At 41.3% G+C, this 18349-nt stretch carries 16 protein-coding genes; all 16 read right to left on the minus strand.

The window, feature by feature from the left end:
• Positions 1 to 123 precede the first annotated feature (123 nt).
• On the minus strand, positions 124 to 585 hold the full coding sequence (gene nrdR / locus NR125_RS15190) for a transcriptional regulator NrdR (protein ID WP_009333221.1): 462 nt from the start codon (positions 583 to 585) through the stop codon (positions 124 to 126).
• A 114-nt stretch (positions 586 to 699) separates the two neighbouring features.
• Positions 700 to 1104: a hypothetical protein gene (locus NR125_RS15195; RefSeq protein ID WP_009333222.1), complete on the minus strand. Its 405-nt coding sequence runs from the start codon at positions 1102 to 1104 to the stop codon at positions 700 to 702.
• A gap of 138 nt (positions 1105 to 1242) precedes the next feature.
• A complete protein-coding gene (gene speD / locus NR125_RS15200; RefSeq protein ID WP_009333223.1) occupies positions 1243 to 1617 on the minus strand; it encodes an adenosylmethionine decarboxylase in 375 nt (124 codons plus the stop codon).
• A gap of 324 nt (positions 1618 to 1941) precedes the next feature.
• A complete protein-coding gene (locus tag NR125_RS15205; RefSeq protein WP_009333224.1) occupies positions 1942 to 2973 on the minus strand; it encodes a glyceraldehyde-3-phosphate dehydrogenase in 1032 nt (343 codons plus the stop codon).
• A 245-nt stretch (positions 2974 to 3218) separates the two neighbouring features.
• Entirely contained in the window at positions 3219 to 3818 is a 600-nt protein-coding gene (gene coaE / locus NR125_RS15210) for a dephospho-CoA kinase (RefSeq protein WP_009333225.1), read from the minus strand.
• A gap of 24 nt (positions 3819 to 3842) precedes the next feature.
• Positions 3843 to 4478, minus strand: coding sequence for a sporulation membrane protein YtaF (ytaF, locus tag NR125_RS15215; RefSeq protein WP_009333226.1), 636 nt, complete (start codon positions 4476 to 4478; stop codon positions 3843 to 3845).
• 94 nt (positions 4479 to 4572) lie between these two features.
• Positions 4573 to 5400 carry a DNA-formamidopyrimidine glycosylase gene (mutM, locus tag NR125_RS15220; RefSeq protein WP_009333227.1) on the minus strand — a complete coding sequence of 276 codons (828 nt, stop codon included), beginning with the start codon at positions 5398 to 5400 and terminating at the stop codon, positions 4573 to 4575.
• A 294-nt stretch (positions 5401 to 5694) separates the two neighbouring features.
• The gene (gene polA / locus NR125_RS15225; RefSeq protein ID WP_009333228.1) at positions 5695 to 8328 is read right to left on the minus strand and encodes a DNA polymerase I; all 2634 of its coding nucleotides are present in this window, start codon (positions 8326 to 8328) and stop codon (positions 5695 to 5697) included.
• Positions 8329 to 8706: 378 nt separating this feature from the next.
• Positions 8707 to 9639, minus strand: coding sequence for a protease modulator HflC (hflC, locus tag NR125_RS15230; protein ID WP_009333229.1), 933 nt, complete (start codon positions 9637 to 9639; stop codon positions 8707 to 8709).
• Positions 9632 to 10597 (minus strand): FtsH protease activity modulator HflK, encoded by a 966-nt coding sequence (gene hflK / locus NR125_RS15235; protein WP_009333230.1) that lies wholly within the window; start codon positions 10595 to 10597, stop codon positions 9632 to 9634. The genes hflC and hflK overlap by 8 nt, the downstream gene beginning before the upstream one ends.
• A gap of 252 nt (positions 10598 to 10849) precedes the next feature.
• Complete coding sequence (gene pnpS, locus NR125_RS15240) at positions 10850 to 12625, minus strand: two-component system histidine kinase PnpS (RefSeq protein ID WP_009333231.1); 1776 nt, start codon at positions 12623 to 12625, stop codon at positions 10850 to 10852.
• Positions 12622 to 13338 (minus strand): response regulator transcription factor, encoded by a 717-nt coding sequence (locus NR125_RS15245; RefSeq protein WP_009333232.1) that lies wholly within the window; start codon positions 13336 to 13338, stop codon positions 12622 to 12624. Before NR125_RS15245 ends, pnpS begins: the two co-directional genes overlap by 4 nt.
• A 226-nt stretch (positions 13339 to 13564) precedes the next feature.
• Positions 13565 to 14041 (minus strand): MaoC/PaaZ C-terminal domain-containing protein, encoded by a 477-nt coding sequence (locus tag NR125_RS15250; protein WP_009333233.1) that lies wholly within the window; start codon positions 14039 to 14041, stop codon positions 13565 to 13567.
• 431 nt (positions 14042 to 14472) lie between these two features.
• Positions 14473 to 15414 (minus strand): malate dehydrogenase, encoded by a 942-nt coding sequence (gene mdh, locus NR125_RS15255; RefSeq protein ID WP_009333234.1) that lies wholly within the window; start codon positions 15412 to 15414, stop codon positions 14473 to 14475.
• Positions 15415 to 15634: 220 nt separating this feature from the next.
• A complete protein-coding gene (gene icd, locus NR125_RS15260) occupies positions 15635 to 16903 on the minus strand; it encodes an NADP-dependent isocitrate dehydrogenase (protein ID WP_009333235.1) in 1269 nt (422 codons plus the stop codon).
• Between the two features lie 214 nt (positions 16904 to 17117).
• Positions 17118 to 18239: a citrate synthase gene (gene citZ / locus NR125_RS15265; RefSeq protein WP_034296644.1), complete on the minus strand. Its 1122-nt coding sequence runs from the start codon at positions 18237 to 18239 to the stop codon at positions 17118 to 17120.
• Between the last annotated feature and the right edge of the window lie 110 nt (positions 18240 to 18349).

Consider the following 18349-nt stretch of genomic DNA (forward strand, 5'->3'; position numbering starts at 1 on the left):
ATTAAGAATATTTATCACATTGATTAATATCAAAAACATATACCGTAAAAAAAGAGCCAAAGAAATCCTTCAGCCCATCAAACTATTTCATTCAAAATCAGGGACAGCGGCAACTGACCTGATTTAAGAGTGTTCTTTTTTGATTAATTCTTTGAGTTCATCAATAAAAACATTGATATCTTTAAATTGCCTGTAAACCGATGCGAAACGAACATATGCCACATCATCCACATTTGCGAGCCTGTCCATGACCATTTCGCCAATTTCATCACTTTTTATTTCAGAGACACCGTTGCTGCGGAGCTCTTTTTCCACTTCAAAAGTAATGTCCTCCAGGTCCTTTAGGGCAACCGGCCTCTTTTCACATGCCTTAATAAGGCCTCTAAGTATTTTTTCCCGGCTGAATTCCTCTCTGGTGCCTTCTTTTTTCACAACAATTAAAGGAATTTCTTCCACTTTTTCAAAAGTCGTAAACCGGTACCCGCATTTCTCGCATTCCCTTCTGCGCCGAATGGATCTGCTGTCATCAACAGGACGGGAATCGAGAACACGGGTATTATTGTTTTGGCATGAAGGGCATCTCATACAATCAGCTCCGAATTCTTTTATAAGTAAGTTATTTTGCTGGCGTTAGATCAATTACCGAATTTTATTTGATACTCTTATCTTATAAAAAAGGAGTTGTCAGTACAAGTACAACTATTTATCTGCGTTTCTTGCAGAACCGAGAAAATCATGCCGTTTATTCACCTTTTCATAAATGGAAAGAACTTCTCCCTTAAGGATTGGGTGGACACCTGCCGGGGAGGATTGCTCAGTTGAGATATTGATATCTACAGCCGTTTCGAAAGGCCTGACAGTCACGACTGTGACAATGGCAAAACAAGCTTTATTTTTCTTAATTTCTGCTGCTATCTCGCCGCGTTCTCTGGAAATGCTGAGAATGTTCACATTCTGGTCTGCTTTAAATAAATCTTCAATCGTTTGCATCATTTGAGCTGTATTGGTTCTATAATATCTTGTAGTGAGCTCAGGATCAGAGTGGTTTTCATTTGTCTCACACTGCTTTTTATAGCGGCTGGCAAGCTGCCTGAAAATAGACATCCTCTTTCCTCCGATATTTATTATGTATCCTTATTGTACTATTTTTGAGGAAGATACTAAAGGTAGTGGAAGAGTATTAAACAAAATAAAAAGAGGTGTATTGAATACACCTCTGGATTGCCTAAGATCATTCTGTTATTAAAGTACTTGAGCTTGTTTAACTTGAACTGGACCCATACCGCGAGGAATTTCGATATTCTCACGCGTTTGAGCTCCTAACGATTCTGCAATAAAGTCTGCAGCGATGTTAGGGTCAAGATCTCCACACGTATACACATCAATGCTGGCATAGCCATGCTCCGGGAAGCTGTGAATAGTTAAATGAGATTCAGAGATGATAACCACTCCGCTTACACCCTGTGGTGCAAATTTATGAAATGCAACCTCGCGAATTTCAGCACCAGATTTTAATGCAGCATTTACGAATGTCTGCTCAATAAAATCCATATCATTTAACTTTTCAAAATCGCATCCCCAAAGTTCTGAGATTACGTGACGACCCATAGTTTCCATATTCAAATTTCCCCCTTTAAACTTTTAAGCTATTAATTAATGAAATTCCAGATTTAAACTGGTCCATAACTACCACGGGGGAAAGTTAGTCCAGAGAGGTCCTAACCCTTTAAGTAGCTACCATACCAAAACCTCGGAGAAGTTCACGAGGATTAGTATACTTTGTTTAATTTCTTTTTGCAACACATTGTTTTACATTTTTTTTGGCAAAATTTCTGAAGGCTTTGTCCTTCTCAGGATTTAATTCTGTCCAATAAAAGGAGCCTGCCGGGGAATGGCAGGCTTTAAGGGTATGGGTAGTTTTATATTAAGAGAAATTGGCGATTATCCAATTTTTACTGCAGATGCCTGGAAAAGTTCCTGTGCAACAAATTTTGTTAAGTCTACAACACGGCAGGAATAACCCCACTCATTATCGTACCATGCAAGTACTTTTACTTTGCTGGTGCCGATTACCATTGTAGATAATCCATCGATGATGGCAGAGTGTTCATTTGTGTTGAAATCAATTGAAACCAATGGTTCGTCAGTAATATCAAGGATACCGTGCAGCGATCCCTGTGAAGCAGTTGCAAATGCCGCATTCACTTCTTCTAATGTAACGTCGCGCTTTAAGTCCACTACGAGGTCAACTAATGAAACGTTAGGCGTTGGGACACGGAGTGCCATTCCATGCAATTTGCCCTTTAAGTGAGGCAATACCAGCGACAAAGCTTTAGCGGCACCAGTGGAAGTCGGGATTATGGACTGTCCGCAAGCACGCGCCCGGCGTAAATCCTTATGCGGGTTATCAATATTTTTTTGGTCGTTTGTATATGCATGAACTGTTGTCATAAGTCCGTTTTCAATGCCAAATTGTTCATCAAGGACTTTTGCAACAGGTGCAAGACAGTTTGTTGTACATGAAGCATTAGAAATAATATCATGTTCTTCAATTTTTAATGCGCTTTCATTTACGCCCATAACAATAGTCACATCTTCATTTTTTCCAGGAGCAGTCAGAATTACTTTTTTAGCTCCGGCTTCAAGGTGAAGAGCTGCTTTATCACGTGAATTAAACTTTCCTGTTGCTTCAATGACGATATCGATGTTCAATTCTTTCCACGGAAGCTCTTCAGGATTTCGGCTGCTGACAAGCTTAACACTTTTTCCGTTCACCACAATAGCATTGTCTTCAGGAACAACACTTCCTTCGAATGGTCCGTGGTTTGTATCATATTTAATTAAGTGTGCCAAAGTTTCAGCTGGATAACTTGCATTTATGGCAACCACTTCAAGATTTTCATCAAGGATGGCTTTTCTAAAAACCATACGTCCAATTCTTCCAAAACCGTTAATCGCTATTCTCGCCTTCATGTTACGGCCCCTTCCGCATTAGTGTTATACTTTTTGTTACCCTAAGATGTAATTAGTATAACATATATAAAATCATTTGTGATGAATTAAATGCGGATTTTTTAATGTTTAACAATTCAGAAATATAAACCCTTTACTTTCACCATGTTTTATGGGGTAATGGTCTAAAAATCAGAAACATATAGTTTATTTTTGTCATACTAATTGGGTATTAAATGCAACAAAAAAGAGCCTGTGACAGGCCCTTAGATAGCATTCCATTTTCTTAAAATATCCCACAATTGTTTCTCTGTTTCTTCAATCCTGCCATTATTATCGATTACAGCATCGGCCAATGCCTTCTTTTCTCTTAAAGGCATTTGGGAATGAATTCTTGCCATTGCTTCTTTCTCGGAAAGCTGATTTCTTTGCATCAGCCTCTGCAGCTGTATACCTTCATCTGCATAAACTAATAATGTTTTGTCGCACATGTATTGTAATTTACTTTCAAATAAAAGCGGTATATCTAAAATAATCATCTGTTCATTACGGCTGATTGCTTGTTCCTTTTTGGCTGTCATTCTTTTGCGGACAGCAGGATGTACAATGCTATTTAAGGCTTTCCGCTCTTTTTCATCATGAAAAATAATGGAGCCCAGTTCCGCACGATCAATTGAACCGTCTTTGAGCAGAACCCTTTCCCCAAAATGACGGACAATTTCCTGATAAGCTTCTTCTCCTTTTTCAACAGCTAATCTGGCTTCTATATCCGCGTCGATTACAGTGTATCCTTTTTCGATGAGGAGAGATGAAACGGTGCTTTTCCCGCTTGCAATCCCGCCTGTCAAACCTACAGTCAGTGACATAGTGTGTTCCTTTCATATAAAATGCTAGATTTTTAATATCCCGATTACGATTAAAATAATTCCAGGGATGAATGAGAACTTATGGACCCACCCGCTTTTGGAGAAGAGGGATCCTACTTGCATTCCCATAAACACAAACAGAGAACTCATAACGGCGACTGTCATTGCCAGGTAGAAAGGCGAGTACCCAAGCATAGCTGCACCGATCCCAGCTCCGAAAGCATCAAGGGATAAAGCGAGCCCGAGCATCAGTGCTTCAATTCCTGTGATGGTTCCGGATTTGTCAAAATCAGCGGACATCGGCTTTTTCAGGATATTAATGACAAGCCCAAGAGATTTGATTTCCAGGTTCACAATCGTTTTTTCATGCGGCAGGACATCCTTAATCTTTTCCGGCCTGAAAAATTGATAAAGTACCCAGGCACCAAGAAAAATAAGTATGACTCCCCCAAAACTTTCAGCTAAAGCCGGAGATAAAAAGGCTTCTATAAAATGGCCAATTGTCATGGCAGCCATTAATGTTAAAGCTGAACAGCAAGCGATTATACTGATCGATTTAAATGGTATGCTCATTTTCCTTAAGCCATAGGTTAAACCGACACTAAAACTGTCAAGACTGACAGCAAAAGCAAGTATCAAAAGAGAGAATGTATGCGCCATAGAATAGAGCTCCTTCCTGTCAATCGCTACGATAGTATATGGAAGAAGCCCATCCAATGTTATTCGAAACGCATTTCAGCTCTATTCTGCATTATTATTTTTTCTGGCATGCTGGACAATAGACTGTCCCTCTGCCTCCTGTCACGATCCGCTCAAGCGTGCTTCCGCAGACTTTGCAATCTTCCCCTTTTCGCCCATACACATAAAGTTCAAGCTGAAACATGCCAATTTGCCCCTGGGAATTAACATAGGAGCGAATGGTGCTCCCTCCCTTATCAACCGCTTCCCTCAGGGTATCTGCAATCTCTTTGTGAAGTGTCTCCAATTCGCTTTTTGTTAAACTATTTGCCGCTCTTTCAGGATGTATTCGTGAACGGAATAATGCTTCATCGACATAAATATTTCCTAACCCTACGATCGTTTTCTGATCGAGAAGTGCAGTTTTGATATTGCGGGTGGTCCGTGCAAGTCTTGCAGCAAGATCTTCTGCCGTAAACTCTTCTCCAAATGGTTCCGGTCCCAGGTGTGCCAGCGGAAGAGTCTTAAATTCTTCACCCTTTGCATATAAGTGCATCGTTCCAAATTTACGGACATCCTTATATCTGAGCTCTGTGCCATCTGTAAAATGAAAAATCACATGAGTATGTTTATCAACAGGCTCTTCTTTTAAAAAAAGTCCGTACCTGCCTTCCATTCTCAGATGGGACACAAGGGCATAATCAATGGTATAGAGTATTAGAAACTTTCCTCTCCTGCCAATGTCCTGAAAAATTTGGCCTGCTAAAGCATCCTTGAATTGAACAAGCTCTTCCGGATGCTTAACCATTTTGGGCCAGAAAACCGAAACATGTGCAATGGTTTTGCCGATGACCAATTCCTGCAATGTTCTTCTGACCGTTTCAACTTCAGGAAGTTCAGGCATGGTCCTCCCTCCTTTGTAAATCAGTTAAAAATGCTTTGGACTTTGCTTTATGATATATATTGAATCCTGTTTGCCGGGGTGTTAATTTTCGCTGCAGGCACTCGCTTTCCGCGGGGCTTCCGGGAGCCTCCTCGGCGCTATGCACCTGTGGGGTCTCCCTGGGTTCGCCACTCCCGCAGGAGTCCCGCACCTTCCACTCCAATTAACACGATCTTTAATAGCACTTAGCATATCACAACAAGAAAAATCATTTTAGGTGAATTACTTGCAAAGTAATTTCCTCAAGACCAACTTTTATTTCGCATCAAACCACGTTGGCCCAAAGGAATAATCCACTTTTAGCGGAACTTTCAATTCTACTGCATTTTCCATAACGTCCGGTACGATTTTTTTGAGCGTTTCTATTTCATCCTCTGGCACCTCAAAGATCAGTTCATCGTGAACCTGCAGCAGAAGGCGTGCTTTGAGTTCTTCTTTTCTTAGGCGGTCAGCCATGTCAATCATGGCTTTTTTTATTATATCGGCCGCGCTTCCCTGGATTGGTGTATTCATGGCGGTTCGTTCTGCAAAGCTTCGCAGGTTGAAGTTTCGGCTTGTGATTTCAGGCAGATACCTTCTTCTGTGAAGAAGGGTCGAGACATATCCCTTTTGTTTAGCATCATGGATAATATCATCCATATACTGCTTAACGCCAGGATAACTTTCCAGATAGCGGTCAATAAATTTACCCGCTTCTTTCCGTGTGATACCCAGGCTTTGGGACAGGCCATAATCACTGATTCCGTAGACAATTCCGAAGTTTACGGCCTTTGCATGGCGCCGCATATTGGATGTAACTTCATTGGCATTAACGTGGAATACTTCCATTGCCGTTTTCGTGTGAATATCCATATCTTCAATAAATGCTTCAATCAGCTTTTCATCATTCGCAATATGAGCCAGTACTCTCAGTTCAATCTGCGAGTAGTCTGCTGCAAAGATGGCCCAGCCAGGTTCTGAAGGGACAAATGCCTGCCTGATTTTTCTCCCTTCCTCCAGACGGATCGGAATATTCTGCAGGTTCGGATCTGTTGAGCTTAACCTTCCTGTCTGTGTAAGAGCCTGATTAAATCTGGTGTGGACTTTGCCTGTTTCATAGTTAACCACCTTAAGCAGGCCTTCAATATAAGTGGATTGAAGTTTGCCAAGCTGGCGGTAATGCAGAATGTCCCGGATAATTTCATGGCTGTTCTCTAGTTTCTCCAGAACATCAGCAGATGTGGAATACCCTGTTTTTGTTTTTTTAATGGCAGGCAGCCCTAATTTTTCAAAAAGGATCACACCGAGCTGTTTTGGAGAATTGATATTAAACGCTTCTCCGGCAAGCTCATGTATGCGCTTTTCGATTTCATCCAATTTGGAGAGCAGGTCTTGTCCCATTGTTTTCAGGCGCTCAAGATCCACTTTAATACCGGTTGATTCCATATCAGCCAAAATCAGAGACAGCGGCATTTCCAGGTCATAAAAAAGCTCGGATTGCTGGTTTTCCTTCAATTCACTATCCAATTTTTCCTTCAATGTCATCAAGGCCGCTGCTTTCCTTGCCAAATGCCCGGCGAGTTCCTTTTCTTCCGGAATCCGCCTTTTTGCTCCTTTTCCGTAAAAAGCTTCATCAGATTGAATCGCATTATAGCCATGATTTTTTGCTATAGAGGCCATATCTTCAATAGTCTGAGATGGGTTAATAAGATAAGAAGCAATATAAAGGTCAAAATCGGCACCTTTTAGATGAACTCCATGATGCCGGAGTGAGACTTCCGATCTTTTGGCATCATAGACTGTCTTCTTTTTCGTTTCATCTTCAGCCCACGTTTTAAAAACATCTGACTTTAAGGCCGTTTCTTTGGAGAAGAAAAAATTCCCCTTATCATTCGCAACGGAAAAACCAATGATGTCTGCATAATGGTAATTATCTTCTAGAAGCTCAACATAAAATGCATTTTCATCGGTAAACATCTCTTCCTTAATCTCATCCGCAATGATAAATTCAATTTCTTCAAGTTTCTCTTCGACCGCTTCTGTGTCACCGCCCAGCTTTTCCAGTAAAGAGTTAAAGCCTAATTCTTTAAAGATGTTTATAACTTTTTCTTTATCAAAACCTTCATATTCAATATCTTCAATTTTAATTTCAACAGGGGCTTCTCTGGTGATAGTGGCAAGTTCTTTGCTCATTAAAGCTTGATCCCTGAATTCTTCCAGCTTTTCTTTCAGTTTTTTCCCGCTCACCTTATCAACAGAATCCAAGAGCTCTTCAAGGGTTCCAAACTCTTTCAGCAATTTAAGGGCTGTTTTTTCCCCAACTCCCGGAACTCCTGGGATATTATCGGAACTATCTCCCATTAGGCCTTTCATATCAATAATCCTGTCAGCTGTGATTCCGTATTTCTCTTCTATATGAGCTGGTGTGTATTCTTCAATGTCAGTAATGCCTTTGCGGGTAATGCTGACTGTTACAGCATCAGAACTTAACTGTGTTAAATCCTTATCCCCAGATATAACTTTAACTTCATAGCCATCTTTTTCGGCATGCAGGGACAGTGTTCCAATAATATCATCCGCTTCATAGTTTTCCAGTTCATATCTGGAAATCCCGTAAGCATCAAGAAGTTCTCTGATATAGGGGAACTGCTCTGATAGCTCAGGCGGTGTTTTCTGCCTTCCGCCTTTATACTCGCTGAAGGTTTTATGGCGGAAGGTTGTTTTTCCGGCATCGAACGCCACAAGAAGATGAGTTGGTTTTTCATCCTCGAGAATCCTTTGCAGCATCATGGTAAATCCGTAGACAGCATTTGTATGTATTCCTTTATCATTGTTTAAAAGCGGCAGAGCAAAAAATGCCCGATAAGCTATGCTGTTGCCATCAATCAGAACAAGCTTTTTTTTATCCAACTAATATCTCCTCCTATCAGAAAAGCGGAAGGCGCCCGCTTAATAAAGGCACGCAGACTAAAAACGCCACGTCCTGTGGCAACGTCTGCATAACCCACATCCTCCCAAAAGCTATCGCTTTCGGTCGTGCGATGTTTATGCTGACGAAGCCTTCCATGTCCTGTGGGCCTCAAGCATATGACAAGCCGGCTGAAAGGGTGTTCTTTAACCTTTTAGACGGATTGGCCTAGACCCTAGAGCTGATGGCGCCTGAAGCTAGACAGTTATCTAACTAGAAAAGCGCAAGCGCCTTGCCCACAATAAAAAAGCCGTTATTTTCCTTTATTCTATCATGAGCAGATAGAGAAAGAAAAATAACGGCTTTTGGGTTAAAAATTATTAATCCGTATACCCCATCAGCAGTCGGGCATATGGTGAGTCCGAAGGGAGAACAATTACAGTTTCACCATTAATGGTCTTTTTATATGATTCTAGCGTGCGGTACAAGGAATAAAATTCAGGATCCTTTGAGAAGGCTTCGTTGTAGACTTTCGCAGCTCCCGCTTCTCCTTCCGCCCGGATCGTTTCAGCATCCGCCTGGGCCTTGGCCAGCATTTCCCTGACATTCCTGTCCGTTTCAGCAATGATGATATTCTTCTGGGCATCACCCTTGGACAAGTATTCCTGGGCTGTTGACTGGCGCTCTGAAATCATTCTGGTGTACACGGACTGTTCGTTTTCAGAAGGTAAATCTGTTCGTTTAATTCGTACATCTGTTACTGTGATTCCATAGTTATCATTAGAAAGCAATTCATTCACTTTAGTAGTAATTTGATCATTCAATGATCCCCTTGATGACTTTTCATCATTAATTATTTCATCATAATTCAGCCGGCCCAATTCGGAGCGGGTCACAGAGTAGATGAATTCTTCCATTCTGGCCTCCGCTCCCTCCAATGTTCTGGCATTTGAGATCATTTTCTTCGGGTCATCAATTTTCCATACTGCATAATTATCAATAATCATAACCTTTTTGTCCTTTGTATTGATTTCAGCTTCGGACACGTCATAAGTCATTTGGTATTTAGGGAGCGTGGTAACACTTTGGATAAATGGTATTTTGTATGTTAATCCAGGCTCGCTCTCAATCCGGACTACCTCTCCAAATTGACGGATGACCCTGTACTCCCCTTCCTTTACAATAAAAAGGTTGCTGAAAAGAATTACGAGTGCGGCAATGACAAGCACAAGGATGAGTCCAAGTTTGGTATAACTTTTCCACTGGAAATTCCCGCCCCGTTCATTGATATTTACCACATTTTGATCACTCATTATCCTCACCAGCTTCCTCTTTCGGTTTGGCCTGTTCTTTCTCAAGCGGCCTGATCGGGAAATATTTCATTGTATTTCCATCGTCATTCATAATGTAAATTTCAGCACCTGGAAGGACTTGCTCCAGCGTTTCAATGACAAGCCGCTCTCTTGTGATATCAGGATTATTCTTATATTCTCCATACAATTTATTAAATACTGCCACATCTCCACGTGCTCTTTCCAGACGGGCCGCTTTTTCACCTTCCGCTTTGGAGGCAAGAGCCTCCTTCTCACCTTCTGCTTCATTCATTCTCTGGTTCTTATATTTTTCTGCTTCATTTTTTTTGGTATTGGCGGTTTCCCTCGCATCCGTTACATCCGTAAAGGCTTTTCTGACATCATCATTCGGCAGTTCCACATCCTGCAGTTTGACTGCAAGAACGGATATACCAATATCATATTTGCCAATTAAAGAGGTTAGGAGCTCTCTGACATCCGCTTCAATTTCTGCTTTTCCTGAAGTTAGTGCATCATCAATTTTAGATCCCCCTATAATACTTCTTAAGGATGAGGAAGTAGCATCATATAGGATTTCTTCTGGATCTTCAGCATTATAAAGATATTTTTCCGGATCCGTAATTTTCCACTGTACCACCAGATCTGCCAGAACGATATTTTCATCACCGGTTATCATCTTTGTCTCATCAGGAAAATCCTTTATTTCTCCATCCTTTTCTTCATATCCAAACTGGAGCGAAAAGGTTTCCTTTGAAAGCTTCTCCACGGTTTGGACAGGCCATGGCAGTTTGAAATGAAGTCCCGGCTCCGTAATGCCTTCCTCCACTTTCCCAAATGTTAAAATGACTGCCTGATCCGATTCATCGACGGTGTACCATGTTGTAAAGGCAACTATACTTAAAATAACAATTGCCAGAATTAGCCCTGCGATTGTATAAATCCGCTTTAAGCTGACCATTTCTCTCTCCCCTTCCCTAGCACTCTTTCTATAACTTTTCATACGATTTATTTACGTAAAGGTTTCATAAATATGACAAAAGTTCAAGAAAGAAGGAAAATCAGCAAAAATGAAAAAGGCGAAAGCGGGGTCAGCTTTCACCTTTTTCTATGGCTCCTTGGATGAAGGGGTTTAACAATTATGATTTTATCAGCGGAATGTAAAGGGGACATAAATCTGCTGTAAAAATAATGTAAAGATAAACCTGCCACTTCACCCATTTTTTTCATTATTCATTTTGGGAAGTTCAATTATAAAGGAGGTACCTTTGCCGACCTCACTTTTTACTGAGATGGATCCTTTATGTGCTTCAACCAGATGCTTAACGATGGCAAGGCCCAGTCCTGTACCGCCTGAATTCCTGCTTCTAGCTTTATCCACCCGATAAAAACGTTCAAAAATACGAGGAATTTCACTGGCTTCAATTCCAATCCCCGTATCCCTTATTTCAGTCAAAACTGTGCTGCCGGTCTTTGCTGCTGAAATATAGATGACTCCCTGATTCGGCGTATAAGAAATTGCATTGGATATGATATTTATAAACACCTGCTTAAGCCGGTGAATATCACCTTCGATATATACCGGCTTTTCATCTCTCTGATATTTAAAAACAATTTCCTTTTCTGCTGCTTTCCCTTTCATAATGGCCATCACATCTTCGAGTACATCAGTCAGGTCCAGCTGCTGAATGGAAAGGCTGAATCCTTGCTTTTCGATTTTCGATAGATCCAGCAAATCCTGAATAAGAGATTGAAGCCGGTCACTCTCCTTCAAAATGATACTGAGGAAATCATTTAAAGCCTGTTTGTCTTCCATCGCACCATCCAAAAGAGTTTCCGAAAAACCCTTTATCGAAGTTATAGGTGTTTTCAATTCATGGGAAACGTTTGCTACAAAATCCTTCCTCATCTGCTCAAGCTTTTTCAGTTCTGTAATATCATGAAAAACAAGTAAAATCCCTTTCCATTCATCATTCGTGCCAATAATCGGGACTCCATATACTTCAAAGTAACGTCTTTCGATATTGACGGGAATAATAAGCTGTTTTTTTACTTTCTGCTCAGTCATGAAAATTTCTTCGACCATTTCGGTAATACCTTTGTGCTCAATCACTTCATAATAGAGTTTATAAAGATATTCGGAAGGATTTACATTGAAAACCTCTTTATAAGGCCGGTTCATTAAATTAATATAGCCTCTGCTGTCAATAAGAATCAGGCCGCTTCCCATGTTTTCAATGAGAGCCCCAAGCCGGTCCTGCTGCATTTCCTGGGACTTCACCATTTCCTGAAGATTCCTCGCCAATACATTGATAGACTTACTAAGCATACCTGTTTCGTCTTCCTGGTCTTCATATGTTCTTGCACGGTAGTTTCCCTTTGTAAGTTCAATTGCAACCTTTGTAGCTGACTCGATAGGTTTTGTATACCGTGCGGTAATTCTTGATCCAAGCAGAATAATCACAAATAAAGAAAGCCCCAGGCTGATAGTCAAAATCCACCAAATCTGCTGGTAAGCCTTTTGGAATTCAGCCATCTTTGTGCTTAAGAAGATATAGCCGTCCTTCTCGCCATTTATTATGACAGGCTGCCAATAATAGTGCAGGTTAAACCCTCCGGCCACTTCCAATCCTGATTCATTTGCAGATTCCTTTTTTAGTACTTCTAATATAATTTCCTGATGCCTGCTTTGTGTTGTCTCACTTTTAACGCTGCTGTCCAATAGTATTCTGCCCTGGCCATCCGTAACTGTTACACGCAAATCAAGAATGTCCCCGAACTCATTGATTTTGTCAATACTTAGGGATCCAATGCCCCCGTTGCCCTCAACATAGCTCGATACCAGTTCAGACTCTTTTTGCAGACGTGCATCAAATGTTTGTAAATAATAGCTTTTAAAAAGCTGGCCTAAAAGAAGGCCCAACGCAATTAAAACAACCAGAATTAAAGTGAGCAATGCGAATAGCAGGCGGGTGCGAAACGTGTTCATTCTCCTTTAGGCTCCTCCAATTTGTAGCCCAGTCCGCGAATGGTCTTTATATATACAGGTTTTTTAGTGTTGGTTTCAATCTTCTCTCTTAAATGGCTAATATGTACATCAACGATTCTTGTGTCTCCCGCAAAATCATAATTCCAAACTGCGCTAAGAAGCTGATCCCTTGTAAGAACACGGCTCTTATTCTTGGCAAGATATAATAGCAATTCAAATTCCTTCGGAGTTAATTCAAGGAGTTCATCTTCAAAATAAGCTTCATAATGCTGCGGAAATATCTTCAGGCCGCCAATCCGCAAAGAATCGCCATCTTCTGTTTTCTCCTCAGCAGCCTCAGGAACAAATTGAGTTCTCCTTAAGATGGCTTTAACTCTGGCAACCACTTCCCGGGGGCTGAAAGGCTTTGTCATGTAATCATCCGCACCCAGTTCAAGGCCAAGGACCTTATCAAATTCATCATCCTTGGCAGTCAGCATTAAAATAGGTGTCGCAATTTTCTGCTGTCTAAGCTGTTTGCATACTTCAATTCCATCAAGCTTTGGAAGCATAAGATCAAGTACAATTAGATCCGGCTTTTCAGAAATGGCCAAATCTTTTCCCTCCTGGCCATCCATGGCTGTGATCACTTCATAGCCCGCCTGCTGCAGGTTATATTGAAGTAAAGTTACGATAGATTGTTCGTCATCTACAACTAGAATTTTCTTATCCATACGATCCTCCGAGTGAATGAATTACCCCTGTTTTGAAACCTCAGCTGAAACAGCACCATTGGAGTGTCAGCGATCTTTATAAAAGCAGGTATCCCTCCTGCCTATCAAACCCCTATTTGCCATATACCTTTATTATAATATATTTCATGATTTTTTTTCGGATCAATTGTTGGATAAGACTGGATTCATAAAAAAAGATGTGCGTCTTCTGCACATCTTTTTACTATCAGAAATTATCCAGAGCATTCCCATCCATTGGCTGAGGCTTGTATGGCGGGCATATAAGGAGCTGTCCGTTAATAACCGTCTGATCCTCTTCATTTGTTCCCTGTACCTTAATTTGTACGGTGTGACTTGACGTGTTCACTTCTGTTACCTCGAATAAAAATTGAACGGTGCCATAATGATAGACAGGCTTCACATACTCGATCTCCTGCTTTAAAACATGGCTTCCTGGCCCCGGCAAATATTTTGATATGGCAGAGTTAATGATGCCATTCAGCATAACACTTGGCACAATCGGCTTTTTATAAGGTGTTTGTGAGGCATAGTCATGCTGGATATATAAAGGGTTTGCATCGTTCGTTAAGCCCAGGTACAGCAATAGGTCCTTATCTTCTATTTTTTCTGTAAGCGTCAGTTTTTCACCAACAGAAATTTCATCAATGGTTCTTCCCAGTTTTCTTTTCTTTCCAAGCAGCATATCTTAGCACCTCCAAGTATTGTAACCGTTTACATAATTGCTGTAAAAAAATAGACTGTAAAATATTTTAAATTATTCAGTCTATTTTTTATATGATATCATTTTATACTATTTCCCAAAAGAGCTTCCAGTAAAAAAATTCGGAGAGCCGACCCCGAATTTTTTTACTATTTATTTTTCAAAGTTATTGATTAGCTTAAGAATTCTGCACGTTGATTTCAGCACGGGTCACTTGCTTTCTGGGGGCGGGCGGTGCGCCGCCTCGCCGCTCCTGCGCCTGTGGAGTCTCACCAGGACATTGAATAATCTCCCTTGAATCAACACCGTACAAAGGAAATGCAATAGCATTTTCGAGGTTCAAGTGACCTCCGCTCCAATCAAATCAGCGATTAAACTGAGACTGCTGCAGCGAAAACACTAGCCATCTTTCCTTAGTACGCTAAAACTTCCATTACCTTGCGAACTGAATCTGCCGATTTATCGAGGGCAGCTTTTTCCTCGCTTGTCAGTTCAAGTTCTATTATTTTTTCAATACCGTTTGCACCAAGGATTGCAGGCACACCCAGATAGATTCCTTCGTAGCCATATTCTCCTTCAAGGTAAGCAATGGAAGGCAATACACGTCGCTGATCTTTAAGGATAGCTTCACACATTTCCACAAGGGAAGCAGCCGGAGCATAGTATGCACTTCCGTTGCCTAATAAGTTGACGATTTCTCCGCCGCCTTTACGCGTGCGCTCAACTATGGCATCAAGACGATCTTTTGAAATTAATGTTTCCAAAGGAATGCCGCCTGCATATGAATAGCGGACTAGCGGAACCATATCATCACCGTGTCCGCCAAGTACGAATCCTGTAATGTCTTTAACAGACAAATTCAGTTCCTGGGCCACAAATGTGCGGAAGCGGGCTGTATCAAGAACACCCGATTGACCAATTACACGGTTTTTGGGGAAGCCTGATTCTTTGAAGACTGTATAGGTCATCGCATCAACTGGATTAGTCAGGACAACAATATAGCTATTTGGGGAATGTTTTACAATCTCCTGAGCTACGCTTTTCATAATCTTCTGGTTCGTTTGAACAAGGTCGTCCCGGCTCATGCCTGGCTTCCTGGCTATGCCTGCTGTAATAACGACAATGTCAGAGTCCTTTGTATCTTCATAGCTGGAAGTACCCGTGATGTTCGCATCAAATCCTTGAACAGGACTTGCTTCAAGCATATCAAGAGCTTTACCCTTTGTAGGGTTTTCCATTTGCGGAATATCGACCAGCACAACGTCTCCAAGTTCCTTTTGGGCAAGCAAAAATGCGGTTGTCGCTCCAGTAAATCCCCCACCGATTACAGAAATCTTTTTGCGTTTCAATGACATGAGCAGTTCCTCCTTTAGGAAATGAAAGTATCAGGAATTTGCATTCCTTATGTAAGAGGCTGTTTTATTAAAACAGCCATCCTATTAGCTTTACACATTCATCACTTACAAAAATCGCCAGCTGCCCAGCTGCAGAAGTTTCCCCAAGAAGCAATCCAAATAACACTGCAGAAATAGTATATTAGCCAAAAGCGCCTTTTATTAAAGGCGCTTTTGTTTTTTACTCCATATTTTTAATTAATTCGTCTGCAAACTCTGAGCATTTCACTTCAGTTGCTCCATCCATTAGACGGGCAAAATCATATGTTACGACTTTTGAAGCGATAGATTTTTCCATAGATTTAACAATCATGTTTGCAGCTTCGTTCCATCCAAGGTGTTCAAGCATTAATACACCTGAAAGAATAACAGAAGAAGGGTTAACCTTATCAAGGCCAGCATACTTTGGAGCTGTACCATGAGTTGCTTCGAAGATCGCATGTCCAGTTTCATAGTTAATGTTTGCTCCTGGAGCAATACCAATGCCGCCAACCTGTGCAGCAAGTGCGTCAGAAATATAATCGCCGTTCAAGTTCATTGTCGCAACAACATCAAACTCTTTTGGACGGGTAAGGATCTGCTGAAGGAAAATATCAGCAATCGCATCTTTAACGATAATTTTGCCAGCAGCTTCTGCATCTGCCTGTGCTTTGTTCGCTGCTTCAACACCCTGCTCATCTTTAATGCGGTCATATTGAGCCCAAGTGAATACTTTTTCTCCGTACTCCCTTTCAGCAAGCTCATAACCCCAGTTTTTAAAGGCACCCTCAGTAAATTTCATGATATTGCCTTTATGTACAAGTGTTAGAGATTTGCGGCCTTCTTTAATTGCATACTCGATGGCAGCGCGTACAAGACGGCTAGTTCCTTCTTCTGAAACAGGCTTAATGCCGATGCCTGAAGTTTCTGGGAAGCGGATCTTATTAACGCCCATTTCATCCTGAAGGAATGAAATTAGCTTTTTAACCTCATCAGAGCCTTTTGCATACTCAATGCCAGCATAAATATCTTCAGTATTTTCACGGAAAATAACCATGTCAGTATCCTGAGGGCGCTTAACTGGAGAAGGAACACCTTCAAACCAGCGAACCGGACGCAGGCACACAAATAGGTCAAGCTCCTGGCGAAGCGCAACATTCAGGGAACGGATGCCGCCGCCGATTGGCGTTGTTAATGGTCCTTTAATCGCAATTAGATATTCATTAATCACATCAAGTGTTTCAGAAGGAAGCCACTCACCAGTCTGATTGAAAGCTTTTTCTCCTGCTAATACTTCTTTCCAGACAAGCTTGCGCTCACCATTATAGGCTTTTTCAACTGATGCATCCAATACACGGGAAGCTGCTGCCCAAATATCAGGACCTGTTCCGTCTCCTTCAATAAAAGGAACGATTGGATTGTTTGGTACATTTAATACACCATTAGTAACTGTGATTTTTTCACCTTGCATTGTTATACCCTCCATTTTGAAAAGTGCGAGCATCAGCCTTTATTTTTATATAGTTTCGGCACGATGCTGCATCAGTATATCAGAATCAAAGGTTAGAAGGCATTTGCCCCTAACCTTTTCCCTGCTCTCTCTATTACAGCAATTTTTTGATAAAAAGTAAAATGCTGAGTAGTAATTAGTTCTATTAATCTGCTTTTTCTGCTTTTTCTGCTTTTTAAAGACCTCTTTGCTCTACTGGAACGAATTTTTGCATTCCCGGGCCTGTATAGTCAGCACGCGGGCGGATCAGACGATTATTTTCATATTGTTCGAGAATATGGGCCAGCCAGCCGGATACGCGGCTTACAGCGAAAATCGGCGTGAACAGATCGTGGTCGATTCCCAGGCTGTGGTATACAGATGCAGAATAGAAGTCGACATTTGGCGGAAGTTTTTTCTCTCCGGTAACAATTGCTTCAATTTGCGTGGACATTTCGTACCAGTGTGGTTCCCCGGTAAGTTCTGTAAGCTTTTTGGACATTTCTCTTAAGTGCTTGGCACGAGGGTCGCCCTGACGGTATACACGATGTCCAAATCCCATGATTTTCTCTTTCTTTTCAAGCTTTTCACGGATATATGGCTCCACATTTTCAAGAGTGCTGATATCAGTAAGCATTTTCATTACCGCCTCATTGGCACCGCCATGCAAAGGCCCTTTTAAAGCGCCAATTGCAGCTGTAACTCCGGAATAGATATCTGACAATGTGGCTACACATACACGTGCAGTAAAAGTGGAAGCATTTAGTTCATGGTCTGCATGAAGAACCAGCGCTTTATTAAATGCTTCAATTGCGATTGGTTCAGGCTCTTTGCCTGTAAGCATGTATAGGAAGTTGGCTGCAAATCCAAGATCTGTTCTAGGAGCAATTGGCTCAAGGCCTTTTCTTACTCTAGCAAATGCCGTTACGATAGCAGGCATTTTAGCTTGAAGGCGAATTGCTTTTTTATAATTTGCTTCTTCACCCATCTGGTCTGCTTCTTCATCATAAAGTCCCAATAGAGACACTGCAGAACGCAGAGCAGCCATTGGATGCACTTTGTCAATTGGATATGTTTTAAAATGGTTCAGAACTTCCTCTGGAAGAGAGTAGTTTGCTGCAAGCTGACTCTTCAACTCATCCAGCTGGGATTGAGTAGGAAGCTTTCTGTGCCATAAAAGATAAATAACCTCTTCAAAGCTTGCATTTTCAGCCAAATCATCAATATTGTAGCCTGCATAGGTTAATGTATCGTCTATGATGGAGCTGATAGACGAAGTAGTAGCTACTACCCCTTCAAGACCGCGTGTTACTGTCATACCGAATCTCTCCTTTACATAATAAAATTTCCCCATACCCATTTTTGTCTGTACATTAAACATAAGTAAGCCGAACCTGATTTTTCATTTTTCAGAAAAGCTTCCTTGTC

Source organism: Cytobacillus sp. Bac17, from assembly GCF_024519925.1.
Lineage (GTDB): Bacteria > Bacillota > Bacilli > Bacillales > Cytobacillaceae > Cytobacillus > Cytobacillus pseudoceanisediminis.

Excerpts from the sequence above, each read along its gene's own strand:
- nrdR (WP_009333221.1), bottom strand. The coding sequence starts at position 585 with ATGAGATGCCCTTCATGCCAAAACAATAATACCCGTGTTCTCGATTCC.
- NR125_RS15195 (WP_009333222.1), bottom strand. The coding sequence starts at position 1,104 with ATGTCTATTTTCAGGCAGCTTGCCAGCCGCTATAAAAAGCAGTGTGAG.
- speD (WP_009333223.1), bottom strand. The coding sequence starts at position 1,617 with ATGGAAACTATGGGTCGTCACGTAATCTCAGAACTTTGGGGATGCGAT.
- NR125_RS15205 (WP_009333224.1), bottom strand. The coding sequence starts at position 2,973 with ATGAAGGCGAGAATAGCGATTAACGGTTTTGGAAGAATTGGACGTATG.
- coaE (WP_009333225.1), bottom strand. The coding sequence starts at position 3,818 with ATGTCACTGACTGTAGGTTTGACAGGCGGGATTGCAAGCGGGAAAAGC.
- ytaF (WP_009333226.1), bottom strand. The coding sequence starts at position 4,478 with ATGGCGCATACATTCTCTCTTTTGATACTTGCTTTTGCTGTCAGTCTT.
- mutM (WP_009333227.1), bottom strand. The coding sequence starts at position 5,400 with ATGCCTGAACTTCCTGAAGTTGAAACGGTCAGAAGAACATTGCAGGAA.
- hflC (WP_009333229.1), bottom strand. The coding sequence starts at position 9,639 with ATGAGTGATCAAAATGTGGTAAATATCAATGAACGGGGCGGGAATTTC.
- hflK (WP_009333230.1), bottom strand. The coding sequence starts at position 10,597 with ATGGTCAGCTTAAAGCGGATTTATACAATCGCAGGGCTAATTCTGGCA.
- pnpS (WP_009333231.1), bottom strand. The coding sequence starts at position 12,625 with ATGAACACGTTTCGCACCCGCCTGCTATTCGCATTGCTCACTTTAATT.
- NR125_RS15245 (WP_009333232.1), bottom strand. The coding sequence starts at position 13,338 with ATGGATAAGAAAATTCTAGTTGTAGATGACGAACAATCTATCGTAACT.
- NR125_RS15250 (WP_009333233.1), bottom strand. The coding sequence starts at position 14,041 with ATGCTGCTTGGAAAGAAAAGAAAACTGGGAAGAACCATTGATGAAATT.
- mdh (WP_009333234.1), bottom strand. The coding sequence starts at position 15,414 with ATGTCATTGAAACGCAAAAAGATTTCTGTAATCGGTGGGGGATTTACT.
- icd (WP_009333235.1), bottom strand. The coding sequence starts at position 16,903 with ATGCAAGGTGAAAAAATCACAGTTACTAATGGTGTATTAAATGTACCA.
- citZ (WP_034296644.1), bottom strand. The coding sequence starts at position 18,239 with ATGACAGTAACACGCGGTCTTGAAGGGGTAGTAGCTACTACTTCGTCT.